Here is a 26,190-nt window from a genome sequence, read left to right as displayed (position 1 = left end):
TTACGCTTTGCCGTGCTCAGCTAGATCTAGCCAAGTGCTTACCACGGTATCCGGGTTCAGGGAGACACTATCAATTCCCTGATCCATTAACCACTCTGCCAGATCTTCGTGATCTGAAGGGCCTTGTCCGCAAATGCCGACATACTTGCCCTGCTTCTTACAGGCTTCAATTGCCATCTTCAGCATCGCTTTCACCGCAGGATCACGCTCATCAAAGCCTTCTGCCACTAAGCCAGAATCACGATCTAAGCCAAGCGTTAGCTGAGTCATATCATTTGAGCCGATAGAGAATCCGTCAAAGTACTCAAGGAAATCTTCAGCCAATACCGCATTCGATGGCAGCTCACACATCATAATATGACGTAAGCCATTATCACCACGAGCCAGACCATTCTCTGCCAGCAATTCAGTCACGCCTTTTGCTTCTTTCAAGGTACGTACGAATGGAATCATGACTTCAACATTGGTCAGTCCCATGACATTACGCACGCGCTTAATGGCTTCGCACTCCATTTCAAAGCAGCGACGGAATTCCGGGTCGATATAACGGGCCGCACCACGGAAGCCAATCATTGGATTTTCTTCGTGTGGCTCGTACGCTTCACCCGCAATTAAGTTGGCATACTCATTCGACTTAAAGTCGGACATACGCAAAATAACAGGTTTAGGGTGGAATGCTGCCGCAATGCTGGAAACACCTTCTACGATCTTATTAATGAAGAATTCTTCAGGGCTTTCATAAGCATCCGTACGTTTCTTAATAATTGTTTGTAAGGCTTCAGATTGTTTATCTAGCTCTAGCAAAGCGCGTGGATGAATACCAATCATATTGTTGATAATGAATTCCATGCGAGCCAAGCCAACACCGTGATTTGGAACCTGACAGAAGTCAAAGGCACGGTCTGGGTTACCGACGTTCATCATCACTTTAAGCGGCAACTCTGGCATATCCTGCAACTCAGTGCGCGTCACTTCAAACGGAATAATACCGGGGTATACATAGCCGGTATCACCTTCGGCACAAGACACGGTGACTTCCGTGCCATCGCTGATTAGCGAGGTTGCATCGCCACAACCAACCACTGCGGGCACGCCTAATTCACGAGCAATGATTGCTGCATGGCAAGTACGTCCGCCACGGTTAGTCACAATCGCAGAGGCACGCTTCATGATCGGCTCCCAATCAGGGTCCGTCATGTCAGTAATCAGTACATCGCCAGGCTTGATGTGATCCATGTCATCAATACTTAGAATGACTTTGGCAGTGCCTGAACCAATCTTAGAGCCGATAGAGCGACCTTCGATAATGGGTGTTGCTTTGCCTTTAAGGTCATAGCGTTCCATCACATTGCCAGATTGACTCTGAACAGTTTCAGGGCGCGCTTGTACAATGTACAGCTCACCATCATTACCATCCAGTGCCCACTCAATATCCATTGGGCGGCCATAATGTTTTTCGATGGTCATGGCTTGACGAGCGAGCTCTTCGACTTGTGCATCGTTAATGCAGAAGCGACGGCTTTTCTCTGGATCGTTATCGATAATTTTAACGGGGTCTTCAGCACCGGCTTCAGAGTAAGTCATCTGAATCAGCTTGCTGCCCAGTGTTCTACGTAATACCGCCGGTCTTCCCGCTTCGAGCGTTTGCTTGTGAACGTAAAACTCATCCGGGTTAACCGCACCCTGCACGACCATTTCACCCAAGCCATAGCTACCAGTGATTAGTACTACTTTATCGAAGCCTGACTCGGTATCCAGCGTAAACATAACGCCACTGGCTGCGATATCAGAGCGGACCATTTTTTGGATACCGGCAGACAACGCAACCAAGCTGTGATCAAATCCCTGATGCACGCGGTAAGCAATCGCACGGTCGGTAAACAAAGACGCAAATACGCGGCGAATCGCCAGTTTTATCGATTCTAGTCCATGTACATTTAAGAAGGTTTCTTGCTGGCCTGCGAACGAGGCATCGGGCAAATCTTCGGCGGTTGCGGATGAGCGCACGGCCCACGTCACTTCCTCACCATATTCCTGCTCAAGTTTGACATAAGCTTCGTTAATGCTTTGCTCAAACCCTTCCTGTAATGGAATACTCATAATCCATTCGCGAATCTGGCTGCCGGCTTTGCTCAGCTCTGCGATGTTATCAACATCCAGCGTTTCCAGAACGGCGTTGATACGATCTCCTAAGCCTTCATGCTCCAAAAACTCCCTGTATGCATGCGAGGTCGTCGCAAAACCACCCGGTACTTTCACACCAAGATTACTAAGATTCTGGATCATCTCACCTAGCGAGGCGTTTTTGCCTCCCACGTGATCGATGTCATTAATGCCAAGCTGGTTCAGCCAAACGATGTACTGCTGCTTCATTATTTACCTTTTAAACAATTAGCAAGGTACGAAACCTTTGATTAGAAAAATGAGCGCGGCAGTTACCGGTGGAATCTGCCGTGGTCGGGTCTTGCTTGGTAGCAATGCGTTAGTCATTGCCCATGGTCTTGCGATAAATCCGTGCAATTTGCGTTGCTAATTCTTCGACTGATTGTGAGGTCACGTCAAGTGGAATCAGACCATAGCGATCATAAAGGTCACTGGCCATCTTAATTTCGGAGGTGCACGTTGACATCGACGAGTAGCGACTTCCGGGGCGTCTTTTCTCCCTAATATGGTGCAAGCGCTGCGGACTAATGGTCGTTACGATCAATTTTTCTTTGTGCGCCAGAATCTCTTTGGGGAAGCAGTAACGTTCAAAGTCATCTTCGGTTAACGGGTAGTTAGCCGCTTTTATACCAAACTTAAGCGCAAGATAGAGACAGGTCGGCGTTTTTCCGGAACGAGAGACGCCGACCATAATAATATCGGCCTCATCTAAGCTCTTTAGAATCATCCCGTCGTCGTGCGACAAGGTGTAATTCACCGCATCGATTCGGGCGTCATATTGCAATTCATTGACTAAGCCATGCATCAAGCCTGACTCGCGGCGCGCTTCTACGCCTAAATTGGCTGATATTTTATCCAAATAGTTATCAAATAGCTCATAGTAATGGGCATTTACTTTGGAAAGGACTTCATTGATTTCTTTATTGGCCATGGTGGCAAACACCAGCGGTAGCATGGGTTCGGAGGCGGCCTGATCATTGATTTTCTGAACCAATGCATCAGCCTTTTCGATAGTGTCAATGAAGGGATGATAGCGCTTTTTGAAACTCACCTGTGGGAACTGAGACAGCAGGCTGCTCCCGAGTTCATCAGCGGTGATACCGGTACTCTCTGATATAAAGTAGACATCGCAACGCATAGGATTACTTTCCGGTTGGTCAAAAGACTTTGTTATGATCGCGTAATCCTAGCATAGGACAACACTATTCTTCAGCAATCAGGAGCAAATATAATGATCAAACAACCCATTTTTAATTCACTTGGTGATGGCATTCTACATCTTGATGCGGAGTACCTGAGTCCGGGAATTGCCTCGGTATATGTACTGATCGAAAATGACGAGTGCGCCATTATTGAAACCGGCACGTTTCATACCGTGCCACATATTTTGGACGTATTGAAGGCAAATGGCCTAACGGAAGAAAATGTCCGATATGTGATCCCGACTCATGTTCATTTGGATCATGCGGGCGGTGTTGGCCAGCTGATGAAAATCTGCCCCAATGCGGAGCTGGTGGTGCACCCTAAAGGTGCGCGGCACATGATCTCCCCTGAGAAGTTGAGCATTGGCGTAAAAGCAGTCTATGGCGAAGCGGCGTTTGAAGAGCTGTATGGTGAACTGATTCCCGTTGATGCGGCTCGTGTCGTTGAGGCTCCGGATAACTTCGAAGTCACCCTCGGAGAGCGCGTGTTACGTTTTTACGATACACCGGGCCATGCGCGTCATCACTTTTGTGTACATGACTTGAAAAGCAATACCATTTTCTCTGGTGATACCTTCGGTATTGGCTACCCTCAGCTGGAAACGACTTCGGAGCGCTTTATTTTTGCGACAACAACTCCGGTGCAATTTGATCCTGATGCCTTGCGTGCCAGTATTGCGCGATTATTGTCAGTCAAGCCGGCTGCATTTAATTTAACTCACTTTGGCCGCATTGTCGCGACTGACGCGGTGGTTAAGCAGTTGCATGACAGTATCGATAAGTTTGTCGCGGTTGCAGAACAAGCAGAGTCTGTTACTGAAGATCGGGTGGCTCATATCGACCAGCAAATTCGTGACTATTTGCTGGGCTGCTATCAGGCTTTGGGCGGTACCCAATCGGATGAGAAATTCCTGGAGGTGATTGCCATGGATAGCAAACTCAATGCTCAGGGTTTAGATGTTTGGTTGTCGCTTAAAGCGCAAAAATAGAGCATTAATTTTGTATAAAAAATAACAAATAGCATTTTATTATCAATAAGTTGTATCAATTTTATCCAAGCTTGAACTTGTAAGCACCCCAAGCGTCACAGAGAGTGAGCGGCACAGGATGTGCTGCCGTAAATGGATACAAAGCGACAACAATCATGGAGATAATAAAATGCTTAAACCCCTGACTATTCTGAGTGTAAGCACGGTGGCTTTGCTTGCCTCGACCTCAGCATTTAGTCATGTCATTTGTGCACCCGATTCCCCCCAAGGGCGTGCTATAGGACATACTCACAATCAGGCTTATACCGTTCCGCGTATCGTACAACAGCCTGCCGCTCATAACCCTAATCAAGCGCGCTACTTACAGCAGCAGCGTGCCAGACAGCAAAAGGCTTTAGCGAACCAGCAGCGCATCAATCAGCAGCGTCGTGCTCAGGCACTTCAAAAGCAGCAGCAAATTGCCGCTCAGAAAGCCCGACAGATACAATTGCAACGTTTAGCCGCGCAGCGCGCTCAACAAGCACGCCAGCAGGCCGCTCAGGCTCGTGCCAGACAAGCAAAATTACAAGCACAACAAGCGGCGCGTTATGTACGCCCTGCTGCGCCAGTTAAGCAAGTCGTTCGCTACACTGCGCCAGTTGTTCAACAGCAATATGTACAACCAACGTATGTACAGCCAGTGGTTTATTACCAAGCGCCAGCCCCTGTTGTTTATCAGGCACCGGTTTATTATGCGCCACCACGTACCACCTACACGCCTACTAACTCTTATATTTCAGTGAGTGTTGGCGGCGGTAATGGTGGTGATCACGGAAGTCGCTCTAGTTTTCACAGAGTTTCTAAGCCGGTAAAGCAAGTTCATACCAAGCATTACCCACGTCAGAAAGCCGTTGTGCAACACCTGCAAGCGAAGTATCAGCAGGCTAAACACCAGCAAGCGAAGCAGTATAATCATACGGGAAAGTCGTACGGTAACTACAAAGTCGGTGGCAATGGTGGTGAGCGGAGTCATTCCGGACATCGTCAAGCTAAGCGTCAACAGGCTGCACATCATATGGCCTGGAAAGGTCAGCAGCAGTCAAAGCATGGACAATCTCATGGCAAGCACTCGCAGCATAGCTACGATAAAAAGTGAATTTAGCACTGAATAAATAAAAAAATCTCGATACAAATAATAATTTGCGGAATAATTAACTTTATTCCGCATTTTTTATTCCTTACTGTCCTAAAATAACCTAGTATCAATCAATATAAACATCAAACAAGGTGTATTTTCTCATTAATGAGGAACTTTTGCACACTTTGAAGTGTCCCAAAGCGGGCAAATTATTGAGCACTTAGGAATTATTGTTAGGAGAGCGTTGTGAGGAAATATTATCTATTTGTGAGTATCCTGCTTGTCGCCATGGCGCAGTTAAGTGCTTCTGTGTTTGCTGATGATCAGGTATACATTACCGAGCAAACTGTCAGCACCGTTCAAAGTCAGCAAGCGATATCGATTGAGCAAGGCATCCGCCACGGACGCATTACCCCTAGAGAAGCAGAGAAGCTCAAAGAACAGCAGCAAACCATTGTGGCGATAGAACACACCTTGGCTGAGGATGGCGAATTGGATGGCGACGAGCTAAGAGTGTTGTTTGAAATGCTGGAGGAGGCGCGCAATCATATCAATCGCCTACTGCGAAACCGGATTACCAGCCACGCAGTCATGGATGATGCTTAAGATTTACCGTTTCACTTAAGGCTTTTGAGTCTCGCCTTCAGCGGCTTTCTCGCCGGTCTCTTTTTCTTTCGCAGCTTCTAGCTCTAACGCCAAGGCTTTGTCAGCCGTAATTGCATCGGTGATAGCTTTGGCACCGGCTTTGGCGCAGTTGTCATCAATTGCGCCAGTCTCTGCGCCACTCACTCCGATCGCACCGTAAATAGTATCATCCAGCTTGATCAATACCCCACCAGCAGACATTAATACCCCATCAGTACGGCCTACCGCAGTATCAGATAAGTTAGCCAGTTGTGTGGTGTTTTTAGAGAAGTTAGCCGCAGTAAAGGCTTTTTTACGGCTTAGTTCGACTGAGATCGGGCTTGAAAAGGTATCTCTTAAGATAACCTGTGTCAGGCCATTGCGATCAACCACTGCAGCGCTGACTTTAGCCCCTGCTTCCCGACAAGTATTAATGCTAACCTGAGCGGCTTGTACGGCAGAAGCCAAGCTTAATTGGTCAACCCGAACATTATTCTTAGTTGTACTATCGTCCTGCGCCATCACAGGCAGCATGGTGCTCGCTAAAGCGGCAATAATGAGACTTTTCTTGTAATTCATTTATTTGTTTTCCCCGTAGAAGGCCCTAAACCCGTTAGTCTCTGTGTGGCTGAGCGGGTTCATATTATCTGTAAAAATCAGTCGTTTAATAAAAATGCTGCATTGCACAAAAATAATTGAAGCGACCTATTCGCATTTCAGTTATAGTCTTACTCACTAAAGGCGTACCGCTACACTAACAAACGATTACCAGATAAATCGTGAACAGGAAATACACATTATGCAAGTTTTCTTTGAAAGCCTAAAAACACTTCAAAAAATGACTGACTTAGGAATGGCTGTTGCTAACCTTGGCTCAGTATCGGCGCAAACCATCGCTTACCGCACTGCTTTTATGCAGCACGGCGCTGCTTCTAGTAATTGGCAGCAAAAAGAAGCACATACTATGACGATGGAAAAAGTGGATGCAGCTGGTCAAGGCGCTGAAGTACTCTGGAAGGGCCTGAATAAAATTAATCAGAGCATCCTGAAAACGGCGACTGACAGCACGGCGCGTTATTCCCAAATTAAGCCAGTGACTCAGCCATTAGACTTGATGCATATCCCAGTGCAATTGATGCAGGCTAACCAAGATGCCGCGATGGAAACATTGAAGCTTAGCAACGAAATTATTGATACACTCACCAAAAGCATTAAGCCGGCTCATCGCTATGCTTCTGGCAATGCAGATCGCCTGTCGGTTAAGAAAGTGCGTTAATTCAAATTTAGGGAGCAATTATGCGTCTGGGAACTTGTCTTCATCACAATGAACACTATGTTTTTATCGAGCGAGAGGGGCATTATTATTTGCCTGCTCTGGTTGCTGAAAATACTGGTGATGAATGGCGTAGTTTGCAGACCTTAATTGCACACCCGCAGCGTGATAGCCTGTTATCCGCGCTTGAGCTGAGTGCGGATATGCAGGTTGACGACATCACCCTGCTCGCCCCGCTGCCACGCCCTAACAAAAATATTATTTGCATGGGGCTAAACTACTTTGATCACATTGCCGAAGCTGCAGATTTTGCCGGGCGCAATGCCAAAAAACCAACTGCACCCATCGTATTCACTAAATCCAATGCCTGTGTAATTGGGCCGGATAGCCCGATTCCAGATGATCCTGAAGTGAGCGAACAGCTGGACTGGGAAGTTGAGCTGGCGATTATCATTGGTAAAACTGGTAAAAAAATCCCACTCGATAAAGTGCATGAGCATATTTTTGCTTATACCATCGTTAATGACATTAGCGCCCGCGATTTACAGTTTGCGCATAAGCAGTTCTATATTGGCAAAAGTATCGATGGCGGCTGCCCAATGGGGCCAGTAATGGTCACCTCAGATGAGATTGCCGATCCACAAGCGCTGGCGTTGACCTGTCGGGTGAATGGCGTTGAAAAACAAGCCGGTTCCACGGCACAAATGATTTTCGACATTCCCTCGATTGTGTCCATACTGTCTCGCAGTATGACGCTGGAAGCTGGTGATGTAATCGCCACCGGAACCCCTGATGGCGTTGGCTTTGCCCGTAAGCCACCTGAGTTTTTAAGGTCTGGTGATGTGGTTGAGTGTGAAATTGAATCGATTGGCATTTTGCGGAATCCAGTCGTTTAATTGCACAGAGACTAGCAGCTGAAAAGCAGTTCATTTATATCAAAACTTCATATGAACTTGGCGCGTTTATATATAACTAATGTTTGAATATAAATTAAACGGTTTTGACTATTTGTCATAGAGCGCTGGGTTTTTTAAGATGAAGTTGCTTCTTAAATGAACTATATTAGTCGAATCTGTACCAATCTATAAGAAATTACAATGCACCTGAGTGGCAAACTCAGTGCAAATTTATTGGTTTATCCATAAAATGCAAACCCCGTGTCGAGCCTTCAAAACGTGCTACCTCTTACTCAGGAAAAATCGGTAATGAAAGTGTTATATACCATCGTATTGCTCCTGACTTCATTGGTTGCCTCTGCCGACCAAGGCTCAGGCGGCACTGACTTCGTTAATATCTTCCATAAGTATTGCTACGCTTTTAAAGATCGTAATGCTGCTTCGGCTGAGAAAAATCTTGAACGGTCGGGTAAATTTCGAAATCCGCAGTTTGAAGATGCTTATGAGATATTTGTTGGAAGTGTTGATTACGCGGTCACGCCACAAAATCATGATTGCACAACCGACGTGCTGCTAAAGCGTAATGGTCGCGTGTTGTTCTCCCAGAGCCAAATCATGTCACAGCTGATTAAGCTGTATGGTCTTAAAGAGACCAACCGTCGAATCTTCCAGGATGTTGCACTCAATAACCGCAATACCAAAATCCAGCAAACAGACTTCATCGGCAACACCGGACACAGCTATCGCATGCTCTATCCGCTGAATAATCAAGACAGCTACTATATGACGTTTACCATCGACTGGTAGTCAGGCACAAAAAAGCCATGCAATCGGCTAAACCTAAACTGCATGGCTAAACAACTGCCCTATTTCTTAATTTCTTATTTAAGCATCAGCCCATTCGCGTAATACGAACTTCTGAATCTTGCCAGTTGAAGTCCGAGGCAAATCACCAAAAATAAACTGCTTAGGCACTTTAAAGCGCGCTAAGTTATTGCGGCAGTACTCAGTAAGCTCTTCATGAGTGACTTGCTTATCTGCTTTGAGCTTGATAAAGGCACAGGGTACTTCGCCCCACTTCTCATCCTTTTTCGCAACAACCGCAACATCTTCGACAGCAGGATGACGATACAGCACGTCTTCCACTTCAATGCTGGAAATATTCTCTCCACCAGAAATGATAATGTCTTTGGAACGATCTTTTAGTTCGATATAAGCATCATCATGCCAAACGGCTAAATCGCCGGAATGGAACCAGCCACCATCAAAAGACTCTTCAGTGGTTGATGGGTTTTTCAGGTAGCCTTTCATTACAATATTGCCGCGCAAGAAGACTTCACCCATGGTTTTACCATCTCTGGGTACAGGGACTAATGTATCCGGATCGGCAACCATCAAGCCTGCTTGCATGGGTACTCGCACCCCTTGGCGCGATTTCAGTTTGGCTTTTTGTTCTGGCGTTTGATCATCCCATTCATTATTCCACTCGCAGACTACGCAAGGACCATAAGTCTCTGTCAAACCATAAACATGTGTCACCACAAAACCCATCGCTTCCATATCCTGAATCACAGAAGCTGGTGGTGGAGCGCCGGCAGTCATTACTTTAACCGCATGGTCAATACCAGCTTTATCAGATTCAGGTAGTGCATTAATCATGCCTAATACAATCGGTGCACCGCAGAAGTGATCAACCTGTTCCGATTTAATCAGACTGATAATCTCATCAGCACGTACATGGCGTAAGCAGACATTCACACCAGCAATTGCTGCAATCGTCCAAGGGAAGCACCAGCCATTACAATGGAACATCGGTAGCGTCCATAGGTACTTAGCGTGGTTGGGCATGCCCCATGACATGACATTGCTCACCGCATTTAAATAAGCGCCGCGATGGTGATAGACCACACCTTTTGGATTGCCCGTGGTACCGGAGGTGTAGTTTAAGCTGATGGCATTCCACTCATTTTCAGGTGTATGCCATTCAAAGTCAGGATCGCCTTCTGCCAGTAACTCTTCATAAGTTAGCTCGCCGAGTAGCTCGCCACCTTCAAAAGAAGGATCATCAATATCAATGACTAGGATTTTGCGGCCCAGCATTTTGACGGCTTGCTTGGTGATCTCTGTCATTTCAGGATCGGTAAACAGCACCTTAGCTTCGGCATGCTCTAAAATGAAAGCGACTGCGCTGGCGTCCAAACGAGTGTTAATGGAGTTGAGGACTGCGCCTAGCATGGGAATAGCAAAGTGAGCTTCAAAATGCTCAGGGATATTCGGGCAGATAATGGAAACAGTCTCACCTTTTTTCACACCACGACGCTGTAAAGCGCTGGCCAGACGGCGACAGCGAGTATATGTATCCTGCCAGTTACGACGCACATCGTTATACACGACCGCCGTTTTATATGGATAGACCGAGGCGGCGCGTTCCAAAAACGTTAAGGGACTAAGCGCCTCAAAATTGGCAGGAACCTGTTCTAATCCCTGTTCGTAGATCGTATGTGAAACCATCGACTTCTCTCCTCTCTCTTTGCAATGCTCAAGCTAACTGATAATAGGTTAACCCCGTAAAATCAGCACATCATAATTTGACTTATGGGTCGGCTGTGGCAGGATAGTATTCCCTGATCATTGCGCTATCATTTCCCAATTGTATCGAATTGTAACCAAGGAGTGACTGATTGGCCTTAGTTCGAGCCGTAACCTCAAAGCTCTCCCGACGCTTCCTGCTAACCTTATTGGCAATAACCGTAGCCACCTTTAGTGTGATCTACTTGTTTTCGGTGCCGCTGATTAAACAGCAAGTATTTGAAATTGAACGCCATTCCAGCCGTTTAATTTTGGATAATGTGGTTGAGTTAGCCAGTAGCATGTACAGCAATGTTGAGGAATACCGAACCCAAGTGCTGGATAGCCATCAGCAGGAATTGCGGGTCGCTGTATCGCTCACCGAGTCCTTTATTCGCAGCCGCTTTCAGGATGCTAAGAAAAATAGCGTGCCCGATGCCGAAGTACGTCAGCAAATATTCGAATCTCTGCGTGATTTCAGGTATGGCAATAATGATTACATCTGGGTCGCCAGTTTTGATGGCAAGTTGTTATCGCATCCCGATTCCCGTTTTCATGGAAACCCTTCCACTGCGATTTTGGCAGATACGGAAGCCTCATTTCTCAATGATATTGTGCAAAAGGTCTCGCAGGATGGCGAAGGCTTCTACCCCTATCGCTGGCATCGCTTATCGAAAACCGATGTGTTGGATAAAGTGGCCTTTGTAAAAAGCTATCCGGACTGGGGGATTGTGGTTGGCTCCGGCGTGTATTTGGATGATTTAGAAAAAGAGGTGTTACAGCGCAAAGAGAAGGTGTTGTCTGATTTGCGCACCGCGCTACAAGATATTACGCTGGCTAAAACCGGCTACCTGTATATTTTTGATTCACAGAAAAAAATGCTGATTCATCCTAATTCAAACTTGGATGGTGTGCAGTTTAATAGCTTGAAAAATCCACTCACCAATAGCTCAATTGCTGATGAATTAATGGCGCTGGCAGATACTGGAAAAGAGCTGACTTATCTCTGGGATAAGCCGGAAGACCCCGATAACTATAGTTATGAAAAGCTCTCATTAGTACGCTATCTTCCGGGATTTGACTGGTATATTTGCTCTTCTATCTATTTGGACGAATTACGCAGTAGCTCTGAATTACTCGCCAATCGATTGATGATGCTCGCGGTCTTAACGCTACTTGGCTCGCTGCTGTTTGCGCTGTTTTTTGTGAATCGCATCACGCGACCATTGGAACAATTAGCCAGCACCGCACAGCAAGTCCAGGATGGTGATCTATCGGCGCGCAGTGGCTTAAGTGGTGATGATGAAGTCGGCACGCTAGCCAGCAGTTTTGATGGCATGGTACAGCGACTGGAGCACAATATCGAAACGCTGGACTCGCAAGTTAAGCAACGAAGTGATGAGTTGCTGGAAGCCCATGCCCATGCACAGCGCATGAATGCGGTGGGACAATTAGCGGGCGGCTTAGCGCATGATTTTAATAATCTACTCTCCATTATTCAGGGCAATTTGTTGTTAATGCAGGAGCGCTATCCTGAAAATAAGGGACTGAATGCGTTTTTGGAGCCAGCGATTCAAGCTTCTAGGCGCGGCTCTGATATTACTCATCGGCTTTTGGCGTTTTCCCGCAAACAACCTTTGCAACCAGTTACCCTTGATGTGCAGCAATTACTAAGCGAGACCTGCACCCTATTACGAGGCTCCTTATCTTCCTCCATCCAGCTGGACTACCAAGCAGCGCCCACCGATAAAAAGGTCAATGTCGATCCCGCACACATGGAAAGTGCATTGATCAATATGGCCCTTAACGCCCGCGATGCCATGCCGAAAGGTGGCCAGTTACGCATTGAGTCAGCAGAGCGCACATTGGTAGAGCCGCTTGATGGCTATGATGAAACCGTATCTGCAGGTGACTACATTGAAATTGTCGTAAGCGATACCGGCTGCGGCTTTAGCGCGGATTCCAGTAAAAAAGCTTTTGAGCCATTCTTCACCACCAAGCAGGATTCGGATAACTCCGGCCTTGGCCTAAGTATGGTGTATGGCTTTGTGAAACAGTCTAATGGCTATATCGGGATTCATAGCCCGCCTGAAGGTGGTGCGAGTATTAGCTTGTTACTACCTGCTGTGACGGCAGTATTGGAAACGTCTGAAAAGCCAGAACGGCTCGGTGATATCTCATCTTTAGCAGGTAAACTGCTATTATTAATTGAAGATAATGATGAAGTCCGGCGCGTGGTGCGTGAGCAATTAATCAGTCTGGATTTACAGGTGCTGGAAGCAACGACCGCAGCCGAGGCGCGTGATTTAATTGATAATTTGCCGAACTTGGATATTTTAGTCTCGGATATTCGTCTTGCCGGGGTGACAGAAGGTCCGAAATTAGCAGAACAGTTCTACCAACAACAGGCAGATCGTACTATTCTATTAATTAGCGGCTACACGGATCAATTAAGTAGTGACCAGCATCGGGAGTTCCCGCTGCTACGAAAACCGTTCGACAAACAAGCTTTGTGCGAGGCCTTGCTAGCCGCCAGACCATAGCTTAGAAACTCAGGGAGGAAATGTGTCAAACAAGCATCACTTGATCTACATCGTCGATGATGAGGTCGCGATTTGCGAGCTATTGCAGACGCAACTGGCCGCTTATGGCTATTCGACGCAAGCCTTTCAGACCGGTGCGACGGCGCGTGCGGCGATTGCCCGCGAAGTACCAGACTTATGCATTGTAGATCTTGGCCTGCCGGATATGGATGGATTGCAGTTGGTGCGTGAATTAATGGATAACTGCCAGACGGGCGTGATTATTCTTTCAGGGCGCGGCAGCTTGCCCGATAAAGTCTTAGGGTTAGAGTTGGGGGCCGATGACTACATTAGCAAACCCTTCGAGCCACGCGAACTGATCGCACGGGTCAATAGCATTATCCGTCGCATTGAAAAAGCTTCCAGCCATGAAAGCTCGGTCACCAATAACCTATCGCGACAAGCCCATTTTGATGATTGGTGTTTTGATGTGGCGACCCTGACTTTGAGCAATAACGATGGTCGGACTGAGTTACTCAGTGCCGCCGAAGCTGAACTTCTGCTGTCATTACTACAAGCCCCTCGCCAGATCCTTTCCCGCGATCAGTTAATGAATGCCCGCACGAATGCCTTTGATCGCTGCATTGATGTGCGTATGTCGCGCATCCGTAAAAAAATCGAGCCAAACCCAAAATCACCCAAATTCATTAAAACGGTGTATGGCGCAGGCTATATGTTTACCAGCGAGGTGCAGTGGGCGTCTCATTAAGCCCAAACTCTCGTTTTACAAAGTTTTTACATAAAGCCCAGCTCACTCGCATACACTTAAATCATCAATAAACACAATAACAGGTGTGCCATGTTAAAACGGATTCTATTGTCGCTTTGCCTGCTGCTGCCCTTGGCGTCGCAGGCAGACCCTCTCAGCCCAGAACAAGTCCCCGAGCCACTCAAGCCATGGGTTGGCTGGGTGCTGCAGGATGCTAAGCAGCTGGACTGCCCTTATCAATATAATCAGGCGAATCGAACCTGTAGCTGGCCTTCTCAATTACAGCTTCTGCTCAGTGATAATGGTGGCACCTTTAGCCAGCAATGGCAGGTGTATGAAGAAATGCTGATTCGTTTGCCGGGAGATGGCGACTACTGGCCGCAGAATGTGCAATCTGACCAAGGCGAATTACTGGTGCAATCGGTTAAAGGCATGCCTTATGTCAAACTCAGCGCTGGCACGCATCGGGTACGTGGTTTATTTCGCTGGAACAAACTTCCAAAGTCCCTACCCGTCGCACCAGAGTCTGGCTTAATTGAGCTGCAGCTCAATGGCAAACTCATTCAACAGCCGCAGTTTAATCAGCAAGGCCAGCTCTGGCTAACGCAAGGCAGTGGCGAGGTGCTGAGTGAAGATAATCTGGATATTCAGGTCTTTCGCAAAATCATCGACAGCCACCCTATTCAGGTAGTTACCCAGATCAAATTACGGGTATCCGGCAAGCAACGTAACACCACCTTGTCGCCAGTCCTGTTAGATGGCTTTACCGCCCTAAGCATTAGTAGCAAGCTACCCGCGCGTATTGAAAACAAACAAGGCAAAAAACAACTGCAAGTGCAGCTACGCCCTGGTGAATGGACTTTGGAAGTAACAGGCCGTGCACCAAGCGACATCACTGAATTTACCTCGCCACTGCGCCAACAACCTTGGCCAGATCAGGAAGTTTGGGTCTTTCAGGCTGACCCTAAAATGCGTCAGGTGCAAGTGACTGGTGTGAATAGTATTGATCCTAACCAAACGCAATTGCCTCGCAACTGGAAGTCGTTGCCCGCTTATTTGCTAATGCCTGAAAAAACTTTATCGCTGGATGTAATGCATCGTGGAGCCACTCAAGTTGGGCGTGATACGCTCGCCCTAAAGCGTGAAATGTGGCTGGACTACGATGGCAAAGGTTATACCTTCAAAGACACACTCAGCGGCACCGCACAGCAACAATCACGCTTAAATGTACGGCCCGAAATTGAGCTGGGACGCGTCAGTATTGATGGGCAAGATCAATTCATTACCCGCGAAGCAACAGCCGGAGAATCAGGCGTTGAAATTCGTCGCGATCAAATCAATTTAAATGCAGAAAGTCGCTTTACCGGTTCCCGCTCTGAGCCACCGGTGAGTGGTTGGCAGCATGATTTGCAGAAGGTCAGCACGACCTTACACATTCCACCCGGCTGGCGTTTGCTATCCACCAGTGGCGCAGATAATTTGCCCAATAGTTGGGTCACGCAGTGGAGCTTGTTAGACTTCTTTCTGGTGCTAATTATTGCGCTGTCGGTTGCCTATTTGTACGGCGGCTTTTGGGGTGGCTTTGCGCTGCTGACTTTAGTGCTGACTTGGCATGAGCCTAATGCGCCACGTTATATCTGGCTAAATTTATTAGCCGCCATTGCACTATTAAAAGTACTGCCCGATAGCTGGTTTAAGCGCACTATGAATGGCTATCGCTGGATGAGTTTGCTGGCGTTGGTGCTATTTATGTTGCCTTATACCGTCGACACCATTCGCACCGGTTTATATCCGCAGCTCGATAATCGTTTCGCGATGTTATCACCCTCCACATCAATGCTCAGTAATCTGGACAGTGAAAACGATATGGTGATGATGGAGCAAGCAGAAAATACGATGGCGGTTCAAGCGCCGATGGTGCAATCACGTGTGCTCAAGAAAATGTCGGATAGCAGCTATGCCACCGGTATGGTTCAGCGCCCTGCTCCTAAAATGAAAAGCCCGGCAGACCTACAAGCCATTGACCCGAATAGCATGATCCAAACCGGCCCAGGTTTACCTGACTGGCGTGGCTATCAACGCGTATATTTTGAGTGGTCAGGTCCGGTAAAAGCCGACGAAACCAGCTACTTATTACTGATTAATCCGTGGATGAATATGCTGATGAAGTTTGCTGGAATTGCATTATTACTGGGGCTTTCATGGCGCTTACTGAGCTTAAGTAAAGGCTTTAGCTGGAATCCTAAGCAGTGGTTTAAGCGTGGTGTGGCAACGGTGTTGGCTGTGTTGTTATTGCCGATACTGCTCAGTAGTCATGAGCCAGTACAGGCTGAAACCATTCCTGATCCTGCAATGTTAGCGGAGCTTAAAGAGCGGCTGACTCGTACGCCGGACTGCTTACCGGAATGCGCGCAGATCGAGCAAATGCAAATTTCGATTGCCGATAATGCGCTACAAGCACGCTTACGGGTACATGCTGTTATTGATACCGCGATTCCGCTACCCGGCAGTCAGGATACTTGGCTGAGTCAGCGCATTATATTAAATGGCGAGCCTGCACTGGCGATTCAACGGGATGCCTCGCAGCAATTGTGGGTCGCGATTCCGCAGGGGCAAAGTGACTTGATATTAAGTGGTCCGCTGCCAAAACGCAATAGCGTGCCGCTGCCTCTACCACTTAAACCTCACTCTGTGAGCTGGCAAAGTAGCGATAAGGGGTGGACGCTGGATGGCGTGAAAGACAACGGCAGCACCGAGTCACAGTTGCAGATCAATCGCATCTTAAGTAAAGATGACAAAGCGCTTCAGGAGCAAGAGCAAAGCATTCTGCCGGCTTTTGTCAAAATCGAGCGTCATTTAAATATTGGGCTGGATTGGACGGTTGAAACCACGGTTACTCGATTGGCACCGCTTAATACGCCGCTGAGTTTGAGCATTCCGTTGCTAGCCAATGAGCAACCAATGAGTGAGCAGCTCACGATTAAAGATCAGCACATCAAAATTAATTTGAATGCGCAGCAGCGTCAGGCTAGCTGGTCATCACGTTTAACCGCTAGCGAGCAGTTGGTGTTAAAGGCCACTTCCAGTTCTGACTTTCTGGAAACTTGGCAAGTGGCGACCAGTCCGGTTTGGCACCTTGAAAGTAACGGGATTCCGGTGAATCAATATCTTAATCAAGCGAGTCAGACGATTCCTGTGTGGTATCCGTGGCCTGGTGAAACATTGAATCTGGCCATGACCCGACCTGAAGGGGGGGCTGGGCAAACCGTAACCTTGCTATCCAGCAATACCAAGATCACCACGGGAAAACGGGCGACTGATGTGACGCTAACGCTGAATATTCTGAGTAGTCGTGGCGTACTGCATACCATCAAACTGCCTGAAACCGCCGAGTTACAGCAGGTTAAAATTGATGGCGTGGCGCAGCGAATTCAAAGTACCGAGAATGCACTGAGCCTAAGCCTAAAGCCCGGCAAACAAACCGTGGTGGTGGAATGGCGCGAGGCCGAAGCGCTAGGAGCCAGCTATGAGTTTCCAGCAATTGACTTGGGCTTGCCCAGCGTGAATGCGCGTTTTGAAATTGGCTTGCCTGCTGACCGCTGGGTACTTTGGGTGGATGGCCCAACCATGGGGCCTGCTATTTTGTTCTGGGGTGTGTTACTGGCTTTATTGATTGTGTCATTTGCCTTGGCCGCTTCTAAACTTACACCACTAAAAACGTGGCAGTGGTTCTTGCTGGGTATTGGTCTGAGCCAAACTGAAACCTTCTTAATGGTTCTGGTGATTGCTTGGTTATTCGCAATTGCGCTGCGGGCAAAACTCAATAAGTCGCTAGACTATGCGCAGTTTAATGCCATGCAAGTGGGTTTGGCTGGCTTAACGCTGGTGGCCTTATTGGTGTTGATGGCAGCGGTGGCTAATGGCTTGCTGGGTAGTCCGGATATGCAGATTGTGGGCAACTTCTCCTCGTCATACAACTTGAATTGGTATCAGGATCGAGCCGATGCAATCTTGCCGCAGCCATCGCTGCTGAGTGTGCCTTTGTGGTTGTATCGCGGCCTGATGTTGGCTTGGGCTTTGTGGCTGGCGATCTCAGTACTGGGTTGGTTACGCTGGGGCTGGCAGTCTATGAATGTGGGTGGCGTGTGGATGAGCCGCCCACCTAAAGCACCGAGCTCTGGATCGGGTGGTTGGTTTGGCCGGAAAAAAGCCGCTGCACAGCCTGAAACGAGTAAGCCCGTTGAAGCTGTTGAGGCTAGTAGCGCTAAGGCTGAGCCTGTCAAACCCACGCCTGGCTCAGAATCTGAGTAAGTCGTAAAGCTCATTAATACGAGCCATAAAAAAGGCAGTACAGATTTCGGTTTGTACTGCCTTTTTACTTGCAAGGACTGAAACCACACAGCCCAAAATGTTCTTAACTTAAGCTCGCGATAAATCAATCAAACGCTCAACAATCGCCGCCAATGGCGCGCTATCTGACGATGACGCTTGCTTAGCCGCCTCCCGCCATTGCTTAGGTACCTTCTTGCCTTTTTTCCATTTTCCCGTCGCTAAATAATCATAGCGAGTTTCGGCGCGGGCACCTTTGGGCGGCGTCCATAAAAAATCAGGATGCGGGTTCATATACCACTCGCCACCAATCACCTTACCGCTGGCATCCAATTCCAAATCATAAAGATATCCAACCGTATCAATCGAGTCGCGACTTGGGTCATCCTCCTCATTTTGCGAAGGACTGGTTTCCACCACATACGACAGCTCCATTTGAATACCCACCAAGCTGCTGGTATTTAAACTGCGATAATCGCTAAAGCGGTCATTGGTCAAATCACCCATCGCAACCTTAGCTTCTTCTAACGTATCGACAGCCTCGCCCGTTTCTGGATTGAAATACTGATAGTCATAGGAAAATATTGGCTGATTCCAAACCTCATAATCATAAGTCGCATCCAGCACCATACTGCGCCGCGAGACACCAATCTGATTGACCACTGCCAAATGCCAAGTGCCAGGATTGGTATCAAAACAATTCACCGAAGTATTGCGTCCAATCTCATCCTGCTCTGCTTCTTTATCATCACAGCGGCCACCAATAAAGCGAGTTTCCGGTGCAACTTTAGCCCATAACAAAGAAGCCAGCGCCTTAATATCATCTGGGTAAAAGGTGATAAAGTTTCCATTTCCAGATTTTACAATGATGGAATTCGTCGGCCTCGGCATCATATACGCGGCTGGCGCCCAACCATGACAAATCCCCATCCACGGTTCAACTGAGCCTTTGGCATCGTGATAGTACTTGCCCTCATTCCACATGCGGCGGGTTAAAGTGTAGTTATCGTCACCAATTAGTGCATCGTATTTTTCAGCGGGCGATAAGCGATTAATCATGGCGGCACTTCGGCCTTCCATCACGGGCGCTGGCATATTTTCTTGAATGTATTTGGCATTTGCCATCCAATCATCCGCCTCCGGAAAATCAGGGTCGGCATAACGCTTGCCCAGTGCGCCTGTGTACAAGGCCCAGTAATCATCCGACCATGGCGACTCATCCAATTGCGCGGCCATCAGGTCTGCGGCTTCAATGCTCTCAAGGTCAGAATGGCGGAATTTATCCACCAAGCTCTCGGCCATATCATTGGACTCAAAAGCTGCGCGTGTACTATTAACCTGCTGCTTTTGTACAATGCTGAGGCGCAACGCATCCCGCACGCTAATGTAATCTCTATCCTCAATGTTTTTCTCTGAGAATAAGCTCTTGGCATTGATCACCTCACCGGCTGAGTTCTTCTTCACCGGTTGGCGATTCATAAAACCCAGCGGGTCTTCATTAAAGGCTTTTAGTGACTCATTAATCTGTTGCTGGCGTTGCTTATTAGACGTATCTGACATTTCACACTCCCTTGTTGGTTGCAGATCGGTTGGCTGCGAGATCGAATTACAGTTTTTTGAGCTCCAGTGCCACAGCCTGAATGACTCTGGCGCGTTGGTGAATTAGGGTTTTATCTTCAACACTATCGGCGCGCTTGTCTAAAAAGCCTGCCAAGCAAATCAATTGCTTAATGGTGGAAAAGAACTGGCGGTTGCTATGGGGCATTTCACTTAAGGCATCCCGATACAACTGGATTAGTTCGCTGGCATCGGGCAGTTTCTGTGAGTTGCTAGAGTCTGCGGCTAATAAGTAATGCGCAACTTCGGCATCGGCCACCCCCACTGCTGAGAAAAATGAAGGTTTGCGTTTAAAAGCCAAGCGCGAGGCCTCTTGTGATTTATCAATCAGCTGGCGAATATTGGGGACGGATTGTCCCAATATGCCGCAGAGCTGCAGGCGATTAATCATCGCATACGGGTCAAAGTTAGCATCAAAAGAAACGCCCTCGCCTTCACCATAAGCTGCCGCACTCTCTGTTAATAATGGTTCGATATCTGACCAGGAATCGCCCCGACGGCTGAGCACAATGGCTTTGTATTTTAGAGCAGAGCCCAGCAGTGCAAAGCGTTCGGCATTCGGCGTAAAGCGCTCGGAGCTTGCGCTGCCGTTACCCGTGCCGCCCACCAAGGAATGCATTTGATCAGTGATTTTGAGTAAGCCTTGTAATCGTTCAATGGCGCTATCGGCTAGTGCCAGCGCTTCCTGAAATTGACGGTCACTTTGTTCTTTGAGGCGCTGCTTATCTTTGCTGCTTCGCGAGCCTTTAATCTCGGCTAATAATGCCTCCCCTTCTGCCGATAAAGCTTCTGCTTGGCGAGCTTCCAGATTACCTAGCTGTTGCAATGCGACAATCGGCACTTGGCCATCTTTATCTTCTTCAAAAATGGCGCGTTGGCAGGCGGCGCGGGCGAGCTTAAAGCCTTCCGGTAAAATGCTGCCATATAGTCTGGCCAGCAAATATTGAGTGCCGGGCGCTTGTATCCAGTCCTGAGGTACGCGGGCAATGCTGTTATCAATTTTGTCGGTGAGTCGCTCAAAGGTGTATGGCTCCTCATCGTCTTTATAGTGTTGAATATCGACCAGTAAGCTTTGCAAATATTGCTTCAGCTCTTGCGGTGCTACTGGTGTCCAATGATGATTGTCTCGCGATTTATCAGTATTCACCCGCAACACATAATTCGGATCGCCATAGGCTTGATAAGCTCCCCAGGTATTGGTCGTTGGGTGCATTTTGTACGTTATTTTGCGGGCTTTAAATAGCGCTTCACCAAATGGCTCTGAGTCTTGAACAAAGGCCTTAAAGAAGGTATCCGAGAAGGTACAAGCCGCATCATCATCAACCGCCCAACCGGCAGCAACCACGCAGCGCACCCCCATCTCAATGAGCTCGCGAGAAATGCTATACGCCAGCCGGTTATAGCTCGCAGTTGGCGAAGCATCCAATTTACCCAGATGGCAACAGTTTAAAAACACCAAATCTGGCACCACTTCCATTTGGCCAACTTCCGCCGCTGTTAGCATTACCCCATCGGATAACACCACGCCGGTTCGCTCTTTGCCATCATTCGCACGGATTTTGACCTCGCCATGCGCTGCGATCATCAGTATCCGATAAGGCTTTTTAAACAGCACATTAAACACATCAATCGCGCTGTGCTGTGGCGGGGATTTTGCGTTCTTGGGGTATAAGGTCTCGATCGTGTAATCATTATCACGCAGCACTTGGGTGACTTGCTGGGCCTCTTTTACGGCACCGCTCAGCGAAATCAAGCTGCCATCATCCTCAGGCTTAAGCACTTTATCCGTCACAAAATGGCGATGAAAACCGGTCGTCGCAGGGTTCCCAATTACACAGGCAGTTTTGAGGTTACTGGCAACCACCGACTTGCGAAAACGGGTAGATACCAGCTGGCGCACCATGGCAATTTTCTGTGCCAATGGCTCGTCATCGGCTTGCAGCATTTCCCACGGCAAGTTGGCGGTATAGCCATCAACTACCAACAGCAAGCGCTTGGTTTGGCGGGCGGTGGATTTAAAATCAACCGGCACCATTAATTGAAACAGCGTGCGACAAATATTCTTATCGTAGCGATTATCTTTAATCGCCTCTTTAATTAATGCCTCAATCAAACCCGGCTGGCGTTGTTGAATAATCGCCTCAGCCCGCGCGCGCTCACTCAGGTAAACGTATTTAATCCGCTCAGCTGGCCCTTCAGTCTCTTGCTCATCCGCATCGGTCACTAACATGCGTGACCAATAGCCATTACCCGAAGAACGCTCACTCAAGCGTTGGCGCATGCCGTCATTAAACTGCAACGCCGCTTCCGGAATGATTCTGGCTTGCAGCTGTTTTAAATCCTTTTCCAGACGGTGTGGCAACTCGCGCACTGAATAGGCCGCCGTAATCGCCGTATCCATATAAAACTCAATAAACTCCAGCGCACCAATGGCTCGTACGGTTTGGTTGTCCGCCGTGTTGTATCGGTACTGCTGGTTCGCCTCACACACGCCCCGCACAATCGCATCAATTGAGCTACCGACGGTAATATGGGTGGTTGAGTTGTAACCCACTAATAGGCTATTGATTGTAAGCTGGGTTGGTTGGCCAGATTTACCATTAGCGGGCGGCGTGCCTTGGTCGCAGTCATTGGTCTGCAATAAAAACTGCAAGACGGCATTGCGCACGCTATTAGTTAAGCGCTCAGCACTAATTAAGCTCCAGTCTCCAAGCCCGATTACAATAGCTCCTTGGCCGCTGCCGCGACGCCGGTCTTCAGCACTGCGGCTATTTAACACAATAGTGCTAGTGCCAATCTCGCCCGCGTAAATCCCAAGGCGTTCGCGCTGGCTTAGGGCATCATTTACCAGATGGTGATCGATTTGCGCTTCGGCTCCTGAAATCGGGTCAGCCATATAATGCCCGCACATCACCGGATGCTGCGCAAAGCGTAAATCCATGGCCCGCACGCTGACCTTGAGTATTTGTGTGGTATCCGGCTCGGCTTCGCGGTGTGGCGTGCCGCCAAAGAAGGATAAGGCAATATCCTCAGCGCCCGGCTGCAATACGGGACCAGCATTGTAAATATAGCTGTCTGCGCTAGTGCTACGGGTTCTGGGTGGTTTCTTTAGCAGCTGCTGGGTTTTGCCATGGCTCAATAGCTCAGCAATGGCAGGAAAATATTCATCAGTGCTGGTCAGCTCCGAGTGCGACACCGGCATATACCAATAACGGTCATTGTCAGTGAGCGGCTTGAGTTGCCCCGACTCCCAGCTCACTGAGCCATCCCCACGTACTGTGCCATGCAGGTATAAATGATCGCCCTTATGACTCAGGCCACTCGGCGTATGGCTATCTAATCCAAACACATAAGCGACTTTATTGGCATGTGGCAGACCCTTGTCGGTGTCGTGTTGGTCGAGTGTTTTCCAAAATTGCGTCGCCGCTTTTAGCGATTTGCTGGATGGCATGGCGCCCAAGCCAACCGTTTCATCATAACCAAACCAACGGTCTTCGTTTTTACTGCGAATGGTTTTCCAAGCGGACTCGCCTTGGTAGTTAAAGCCGGCGTAACCCTCTGCCAATGTCTTCAAGCCGGTATCAGTAAAGCTTTCTGGCGGGAGTAATTGCAACACGCCGTCAAACTCACCAATGATTTCAATAATTTCCTGCAGCTCATGATGAAAGTCGAGTGCGGCCAGCTGACGTACTGCACGGCCTTTACCGATCAGGTTTTCAACCATTTGATGTGAGCCGTGATTCGGCGTCCCTAACATCACAAACTGGCTAGAGTATTCTGTGACCAGCTTCTCCCATAAATCCGGATAGCGAATGATCATGGCGCGAACCACCAAGCCACCCATGCTATGCGCCAACAAACTCACTTGGCGATGGCGCTGCCCTTGAATGCTTTCCAGTGTATCGACAATCAGCACTGCCAATTCATCGGCCGACGTCTCAACCGACAGCCGCCAGTCATAAGCAAAACTCAGTACTTTATTATCGCGCTTTAAGTAATTCTCCAGATCGCCGTAATAGCGTTGGAATAGGCTCTCGGCGCGCACATGAGCTTTATCCAGACTAATTTGCCCAATGCCGCCGGCAGCCAGATCAAACGGATCAAACCAGACCCGATCGCCCTCACCTTTGCCCTGCTCTGGTTTGGCGATTTCCAAATGGCTGCCCATAATACCCGGTAGATAAATAATAATTGGCGCGTCGCTAGATACCGGCTCAGCACTGCGATCAACCGGTGGATTATGCACCTCGTCCAGCTTCAACTCATAGTCCGTAGGGATCGGGTTAAACGCGGGCAAGATTTGCGGCTCGGCCTCAGTCATCCATCGACACAGCGCACGGCGGGTATCGGGCCGTGCAAAATAATGGATATGGCTAACTTGACTGCCCTGCACATAAAACTCGCGGGTTTTATTGCGGCGAGCCAAGCCCGCGCGCATGGATTGGGTATCTACCACAAAATCATTATCAAAGCGGTCAAAGATAATCCAGTCGGTTAACATCACCGCAATGCGCTTAAGGAAGCTGCCGCCATCCCCATCAGCATTTCCGGCAATCACCGCCATATCCACGCCGTCACGCCGCTTGGCTTGAGCCAGCAACACAGTCATTGGCGAGCTGGGTAGCATCGCTTCAATACCGGGGATGAGTTGAGGGTCAATCCGGTTGCGCGCAATCTCCAGCACAATCCGGCGCAAGGCCGAGAGTGTTGCGCCGCCAATCGTACCCACTACCGGCAACAAACCCACTGCCGTATTAATCAGCGATAACAGCCCCGAAAGGAATAAATCCAGATTATCCGCCAGCAAGCTAGTACCACTGGCCGGACAGGCAACACGCATATAACGTCGGATGGTAAATTGCTTACTTTCCAGCAGGTTGCGAAGCTCTTTAAGCTGCTCACGCTCTTGCTGCGCCACCGCTTCACGGAGCCGCCTGTTTTCATCCGACTCTTGCCCGTAACGATCAAGCACCGGCTTACGCTGGTAACGGCTGATCATGTCATCGGTAATCTCACCAATACACAACAAATCGCCAACCAGACCACCACGTGAGTGGGTGATCAACGAGATATTCGCACCCTTGGGCAAAGTTCTCGCCAGTTGCAAGGCATTCTCCAGCGGGCTTTCTGAAAACGTGCGGTGCTCAAAGCCATACACATGACCGGCAAAGTCACGGGTTAAATTATCCCAACACCCTTCATCATTACCTTCACGCAAACTGCCATAGCTGCCCAAAGTGCTGGATGCCGTGCCATGGATAAAAATCAACATCGGATGATTATTTGCAGCCGCTTCCAATAAGGCAGGCTCATCAGCCGTCACCCGATCATGCGGCTGGATTTGTTTATTCGAACCCCAGCGATACAGCCCCGGCTCGCCATCCAGTCGGGATTCAATCGCCCACATCAGCGCCTTCGTTCCCGCCCAAGAAGCACCGCCTTCGATTAGCTGCTTGGAAGCCGCGGTTAAAAACGCCTCGCCCAAGGTTTCTTTTAGCAGATCACGCGCTTTATCCTTCGCGGCCTCCACCAAACTATCCGGCGCAATATCCAACACGGTCAGCGATGACCAAATCCAGCTACCCACCCCACGGGCCGCCGCCTCCTGATCATGCAGCACACTTAAATCCAGTAACTCCCCATCGCCCGAAGAGCGTAATGCCTGATCAGGATACAGCCGCGCAAGGTCCGCTTTTAACTTATCAGCCCGTACAATCAGTGTCGTGCCATCAGTCGCCTCCAACGCCAGCACACGTTCATCATCCACCCACTCGCTAGAGTCACTGTCACCCACACCGCGCGCAGCACCAGCTAAATCAAACACTGCCTCCACGCTAATCACATGATCATTAATAAAGGGATCTCGATTATCCCGGGCCGCACGACTGCGCCCACCAAGAATACTTGGCAAGTCTTTAGAGGGAGTATCATGATCAATACCACGGCTACGACTGCCTGGGGGAAGCAGAAACTGTATACCGGAAGCAGGCTTATCAGACATAGAAATCCTCTTTTACGGGTAGTTACTTTGGGGGAGCATCATTATAATAACGCAAAGACCACTGGAATATGTTTTTATTGATCGTTAATTGATCATTTTAATGAAAATATTCTCCTCTGA

Annotated in this window: 15 protein-coding genes; 9 read left to right on the top strand and 6 right to left on the bottom strand. The window is 48.5% G+C overall.

The features are described 5' to 3' along the window. Positions 1 to 2,373: a phosphoenolpyruvate synthase gene (gene ppsA / locus LEUMU_RS0108265; RefSeq protein ID WP_022951816.1), complete on the bottom strand. Its 2,373-nt coding sequence runs from the start codon at positions 2,371 to 2,373 to the stop codon at positions 1 to 3. A 109-nt stretch (positions 2,374 to 2,482) separates the two neighbouring features. Then, positions 2,483 to 3,301: a pyruvate, water dikinase regulatory protein gene (locus LEUMU_RS0108260; RefSeq protein ID WP_022951815.1), complete on the bottom strand. Its 819-nt coding sequence runs from the start codon at positions 3,299 to 3,301 to the stop codon at positions 2,483 to 2,485. A 93-nt stretch (positions 3,302 to 3,394) separates the two neighbouring features. Here LEUMU_RS0108260 and LEUMU_RS0108255 point away from each other — a divergent pair, with 93 nt between their 5' ends. From LEUMU_RS0108255 to LEUMU_RS0108245, 3 genes are all read left to right on the top strand, one after another. Beyond that, positions 3,395 to 4,354, top strand: a complete 960-nt coding sequence (locus LEUMU_RS0108255; protein WP_022951814.1) for an MBL fold metallo-hydrolase — start codon at positions 3,395 to 3,397, stop codon at positions 4,352 to 4,354. A gap of 169 nt (positions 4,355 to 4,523) precedes the next feature. Then, the gene (locus tag LEUMU_RS0108250) at positions 4,524 to 5,489 is read left to right on the top strand and encodes a hypothetical protein (RefSeq protein WP_022951813.1); all 966 of its coding nucleotides are present in this window, start codon (positions 4,524 to 4,526) and stop codon (positions 5,487 to 5,489) included. A gap of 249 nt (positions 5,490 to 5,738) precedes the next feature. Further along, complete coding sequence (locus tag LEUMU_RS0108245; protein WP_157474289.1) at positions 5,739 to 6,077, top strand: hypothetical protein; 339 nt, start codon at positions 5,739 to 5,741, stop codon at positions 6,075 to 6,077. Positions 6,078 to 6,092: 15 nt separating this feature from the next. On the opposite strand, the gene LEUMU_RS25180 is transcribed toward LEUMU_RS0108245, so the two are convergent. Next, positions 6,093 to 6,674 (bottom strand): GlcG/HbpS family heme-binding protein, encoded by a 582-nt coding sequence (locus tag LEUMU_RS25180; RefSeq protein WP_022951811.1) that lies wholly within the window; start codon positions 6,672 to 6,674, stop codon positions 6,093 to 6,095. Positions 6,675 to 6,894: 220 nt separating this feature from the next. On the opposite strand from LEUMU_RS25180, the gene LEUMU_RS0108235 reads away from it, so the two are divergent. From LEUMU_RS0108235 to LEUMU_RS0108225, 3 genes are all read left to right on the top strand, one after another. Continuing rightward, positions 6,895 to 7,371: a hypothetical protein gene (locus tag LEUMU_RS0108235; protein WP_022951810.1), complete on the top strand. Its 477-nt coding sequence runs from the start codon at positions 6,895 to 6,897 to the stop codon at positions 7,369 to 7,371. 20 nt (positions 7,372 to 7,391) lie between these two features. After that, complete coding sequence (locus tag LEUMU_RS0108230) at positions 7,392 to 8,264, top strand: fumarylacetoacetate hydrolase family protein (protein ID WP_022951809.1); 873 nt, start codon at positions 7,392 to 7,394, stop codon at positions 8,262 to 8,264. A 309-nt stretch (positions 8,265 to 8,573) separates the two neighbouring features. Further along, entirely contained in the window at positions 8,574 to 9,071 is a 498-nt protein-coding gene (locus tag LEUMU_RS0108225) for a hypothetical protein (protein WP_022951808.1), read from the top strand. A gap of 78 nt (positions 9,072 to 9,149) precedes the next feature. Here LEUMU_RS0108225 and LEUMU_RS0108220 read toward each other — a convergent pair whose 3' ends face one another. Further along, positions 9,150 to 10,775 carry an acyl-CoA synthetase gene (locus LEUMU_RS0108220; RefSeq protein WP_022951807.1) on the bottom strand — a complete coding sequence of 542 codons (1,626 nt, stop codon included), beginning with the start codon at positions 10,773 to 10,775 and terminating at the stop codon, positions 9,150 to 9,152. A gap of 170 nt (positions 10,776 to 10,945) precedes the next feature. Here LEUMU_RS0108220 and LEUMU_RS0108215 point away from each other — a divergent pair, with 170 nt between their 5' ends. From LEUMU_RS0108215 to LEUMU_RS25175, 3 genes are all read left to right on the top strand, one after another. Beyond that, positions 10,946 to 13,375, top strand: a complete 2,430-nt coding sequence (locus LEUMU_RS0108215; RefSeq protein ID WP_022951806.1) for a cache domain-containing protein — start codon at positions 10,946 to 10,948, stop codon at positions 13,373 to 13,375. A gap of 22 nt (positions 13,376 to 13,397) precedes the next feature. Further along, complete coding sequence (locus LEUMU_RS0108210; RefSeq protein WP_022951805.1) at positions 13,398 to 14,123, top strand: response regulator transcription factor; 726 nt, start codon at positions 13,398 to 13,400, stop codon at positions 14,121 to 14,123. A 90-nt stretch (positions 14,124 to 14,213) separates the two neighbouring features. Then, positions 14,214 to 18,434 (top strand): MFS transporter, encoded by a 4,221-nt coding sequence (locus LEUMU_RS25175; protein WP_022951804.1) that lies wholly within the window; start codon positions 14,214 to 14,216, stop codon positions 18,432 to 18,434. Between the two features lie 108 nt (positions 18,435 to 18,542). Here the strand turns inward: LEUMU_RS25175 and LEUMU_RS25170 are convergent, their stop codons facing one another. Both LEUMU_RS25170 and LEUMU_RS25165 read right to left on the bottom strand, forming a co-directional pair. Next, a complete protein-coding gene (locus tag LEUMU_RS25170) occupies positions 18,543 to 20,012 on the bottom strand; it encodes a peptidase (protein WP_022951803.1) in 1,470 nt (489 codons plus the stop codon). Between the two features lie 46 nt (positions 20,013 to 20,058). After that, positions 20,059 to 26,070 (bottom strand): CHAT domain-containing protein, encoded by a 6,012-nt coding sequence (locus LEUMU_RS25165; RefSeq protein WP_022951802.1) that lies wholly within the window; start codon positions 26,068 to 26,070, stop codon positions 20,059 to 20,061. Positions 26,071 to 26,190 lie beyond the last annotated feature (120 nt).

This window comes from Leucothrix mucor DSM 2157 (assembly GCF_000419525.1).
Lineage (GTDB): Bacteria > Pseudomonadota > Gammaproteobacteria > Thiotrichales > Thiotrichaceae > Leucothrix > Leucothrix mucor.
Note: the sequence above shows the minus strand (reverse complement) of the source record. Positions and strands in the feature narration are given on the sequence as shown.

Excerpts from the sequence above, each read along its gene's own strand:
- ppsA (WP_022951816.1), bottom strand. The coding sequence starts at position 2,373 with ATGAAGCAGCAGTACATCGTTTGGCTGAACCAGCTTGGCATTAATGAC.
- LEUMU_RS0108260 (WP_022951815.1), bottom strand. The coding sequence starts at position 3,301 with ATGCGTTGCGATGTCTACTTTATATCAGAGAGTACCGGTATCACCGCT.
- LEUMU_RS0108255 (WP_022951814.1), top strand. The coding sequence starts at position 3,395 with ATGATCAAACAACCCATTTTTAATTCACTTGGTGATGGCATTCTACAT.
- LEUMU_RS0108250 (WP_022951813.1), top strand. The coding sequence starts at position 4,524 with ATGCTTAAACCCCTGACTATTCTGAGTGTAAGCACGGTGGCTTTGCTT.
- LEUMU_RS25180 (WP_022951811.1), bottom strand. The coding sequence starts at position 6,674 with ATGAATTACAAGAAAAGTCTCATTATTGCCGCTTTAGCGAGCACCATG.
- LEUMU_RS0108235 (WP_022951810.1), top strand. The coding sequence starts at position 6,895 with ATGCAAGTTTTCTTTGAAAGCCTAAAAACACTTCAAAAAATGACTGAC.
- LEUMU_RS0108230 (WP_022951809.1), top strand. The coding sequence starts at position 7,392 with ATGCGTCTGGGAACTTGTCTTCATCACAATGAACACTATGTTTTTATC.
- LEUMU_RS0108225 (WP_022951808.1), top strand. The coding sequence starts at position 8,574 with ATGAAAGTGTTATATACCATCGTATTGCTCCTGACTTCATTGGTTGCC.
- LEUMU_RS0108220 (WP_022951807.1), bottom strand. The coding sequence starts at position 10,775 with ATGGTTTCACATACGATCTACGAACAGGGATTAGAACAGGTTCCTGCC.
- LEUMU_RS25175 (WP_022951804.1), top strand. The coding sequence starts at position 14,214 with ATGTTAAAACGGATTCTATTGTCGCTTTGCCTGCTGCTGCCCTTGGCG.
- LEUMU_RS25170 (WP_022951803.1), bottom strand. The coding sequence starts at position 20,012 with ATGTCAGATACGTCTAATAAGCAACGCCAGCAACAGATTAATGAGTCA.
- LEUMU_RS25165 (WP_022951802.1), bottom strand. The coding sequence starts at position 26,070 with ATGTCTGATAAGCCTGCTTCCGGTATACAGTTTCTGCTTCCCCCAGGC.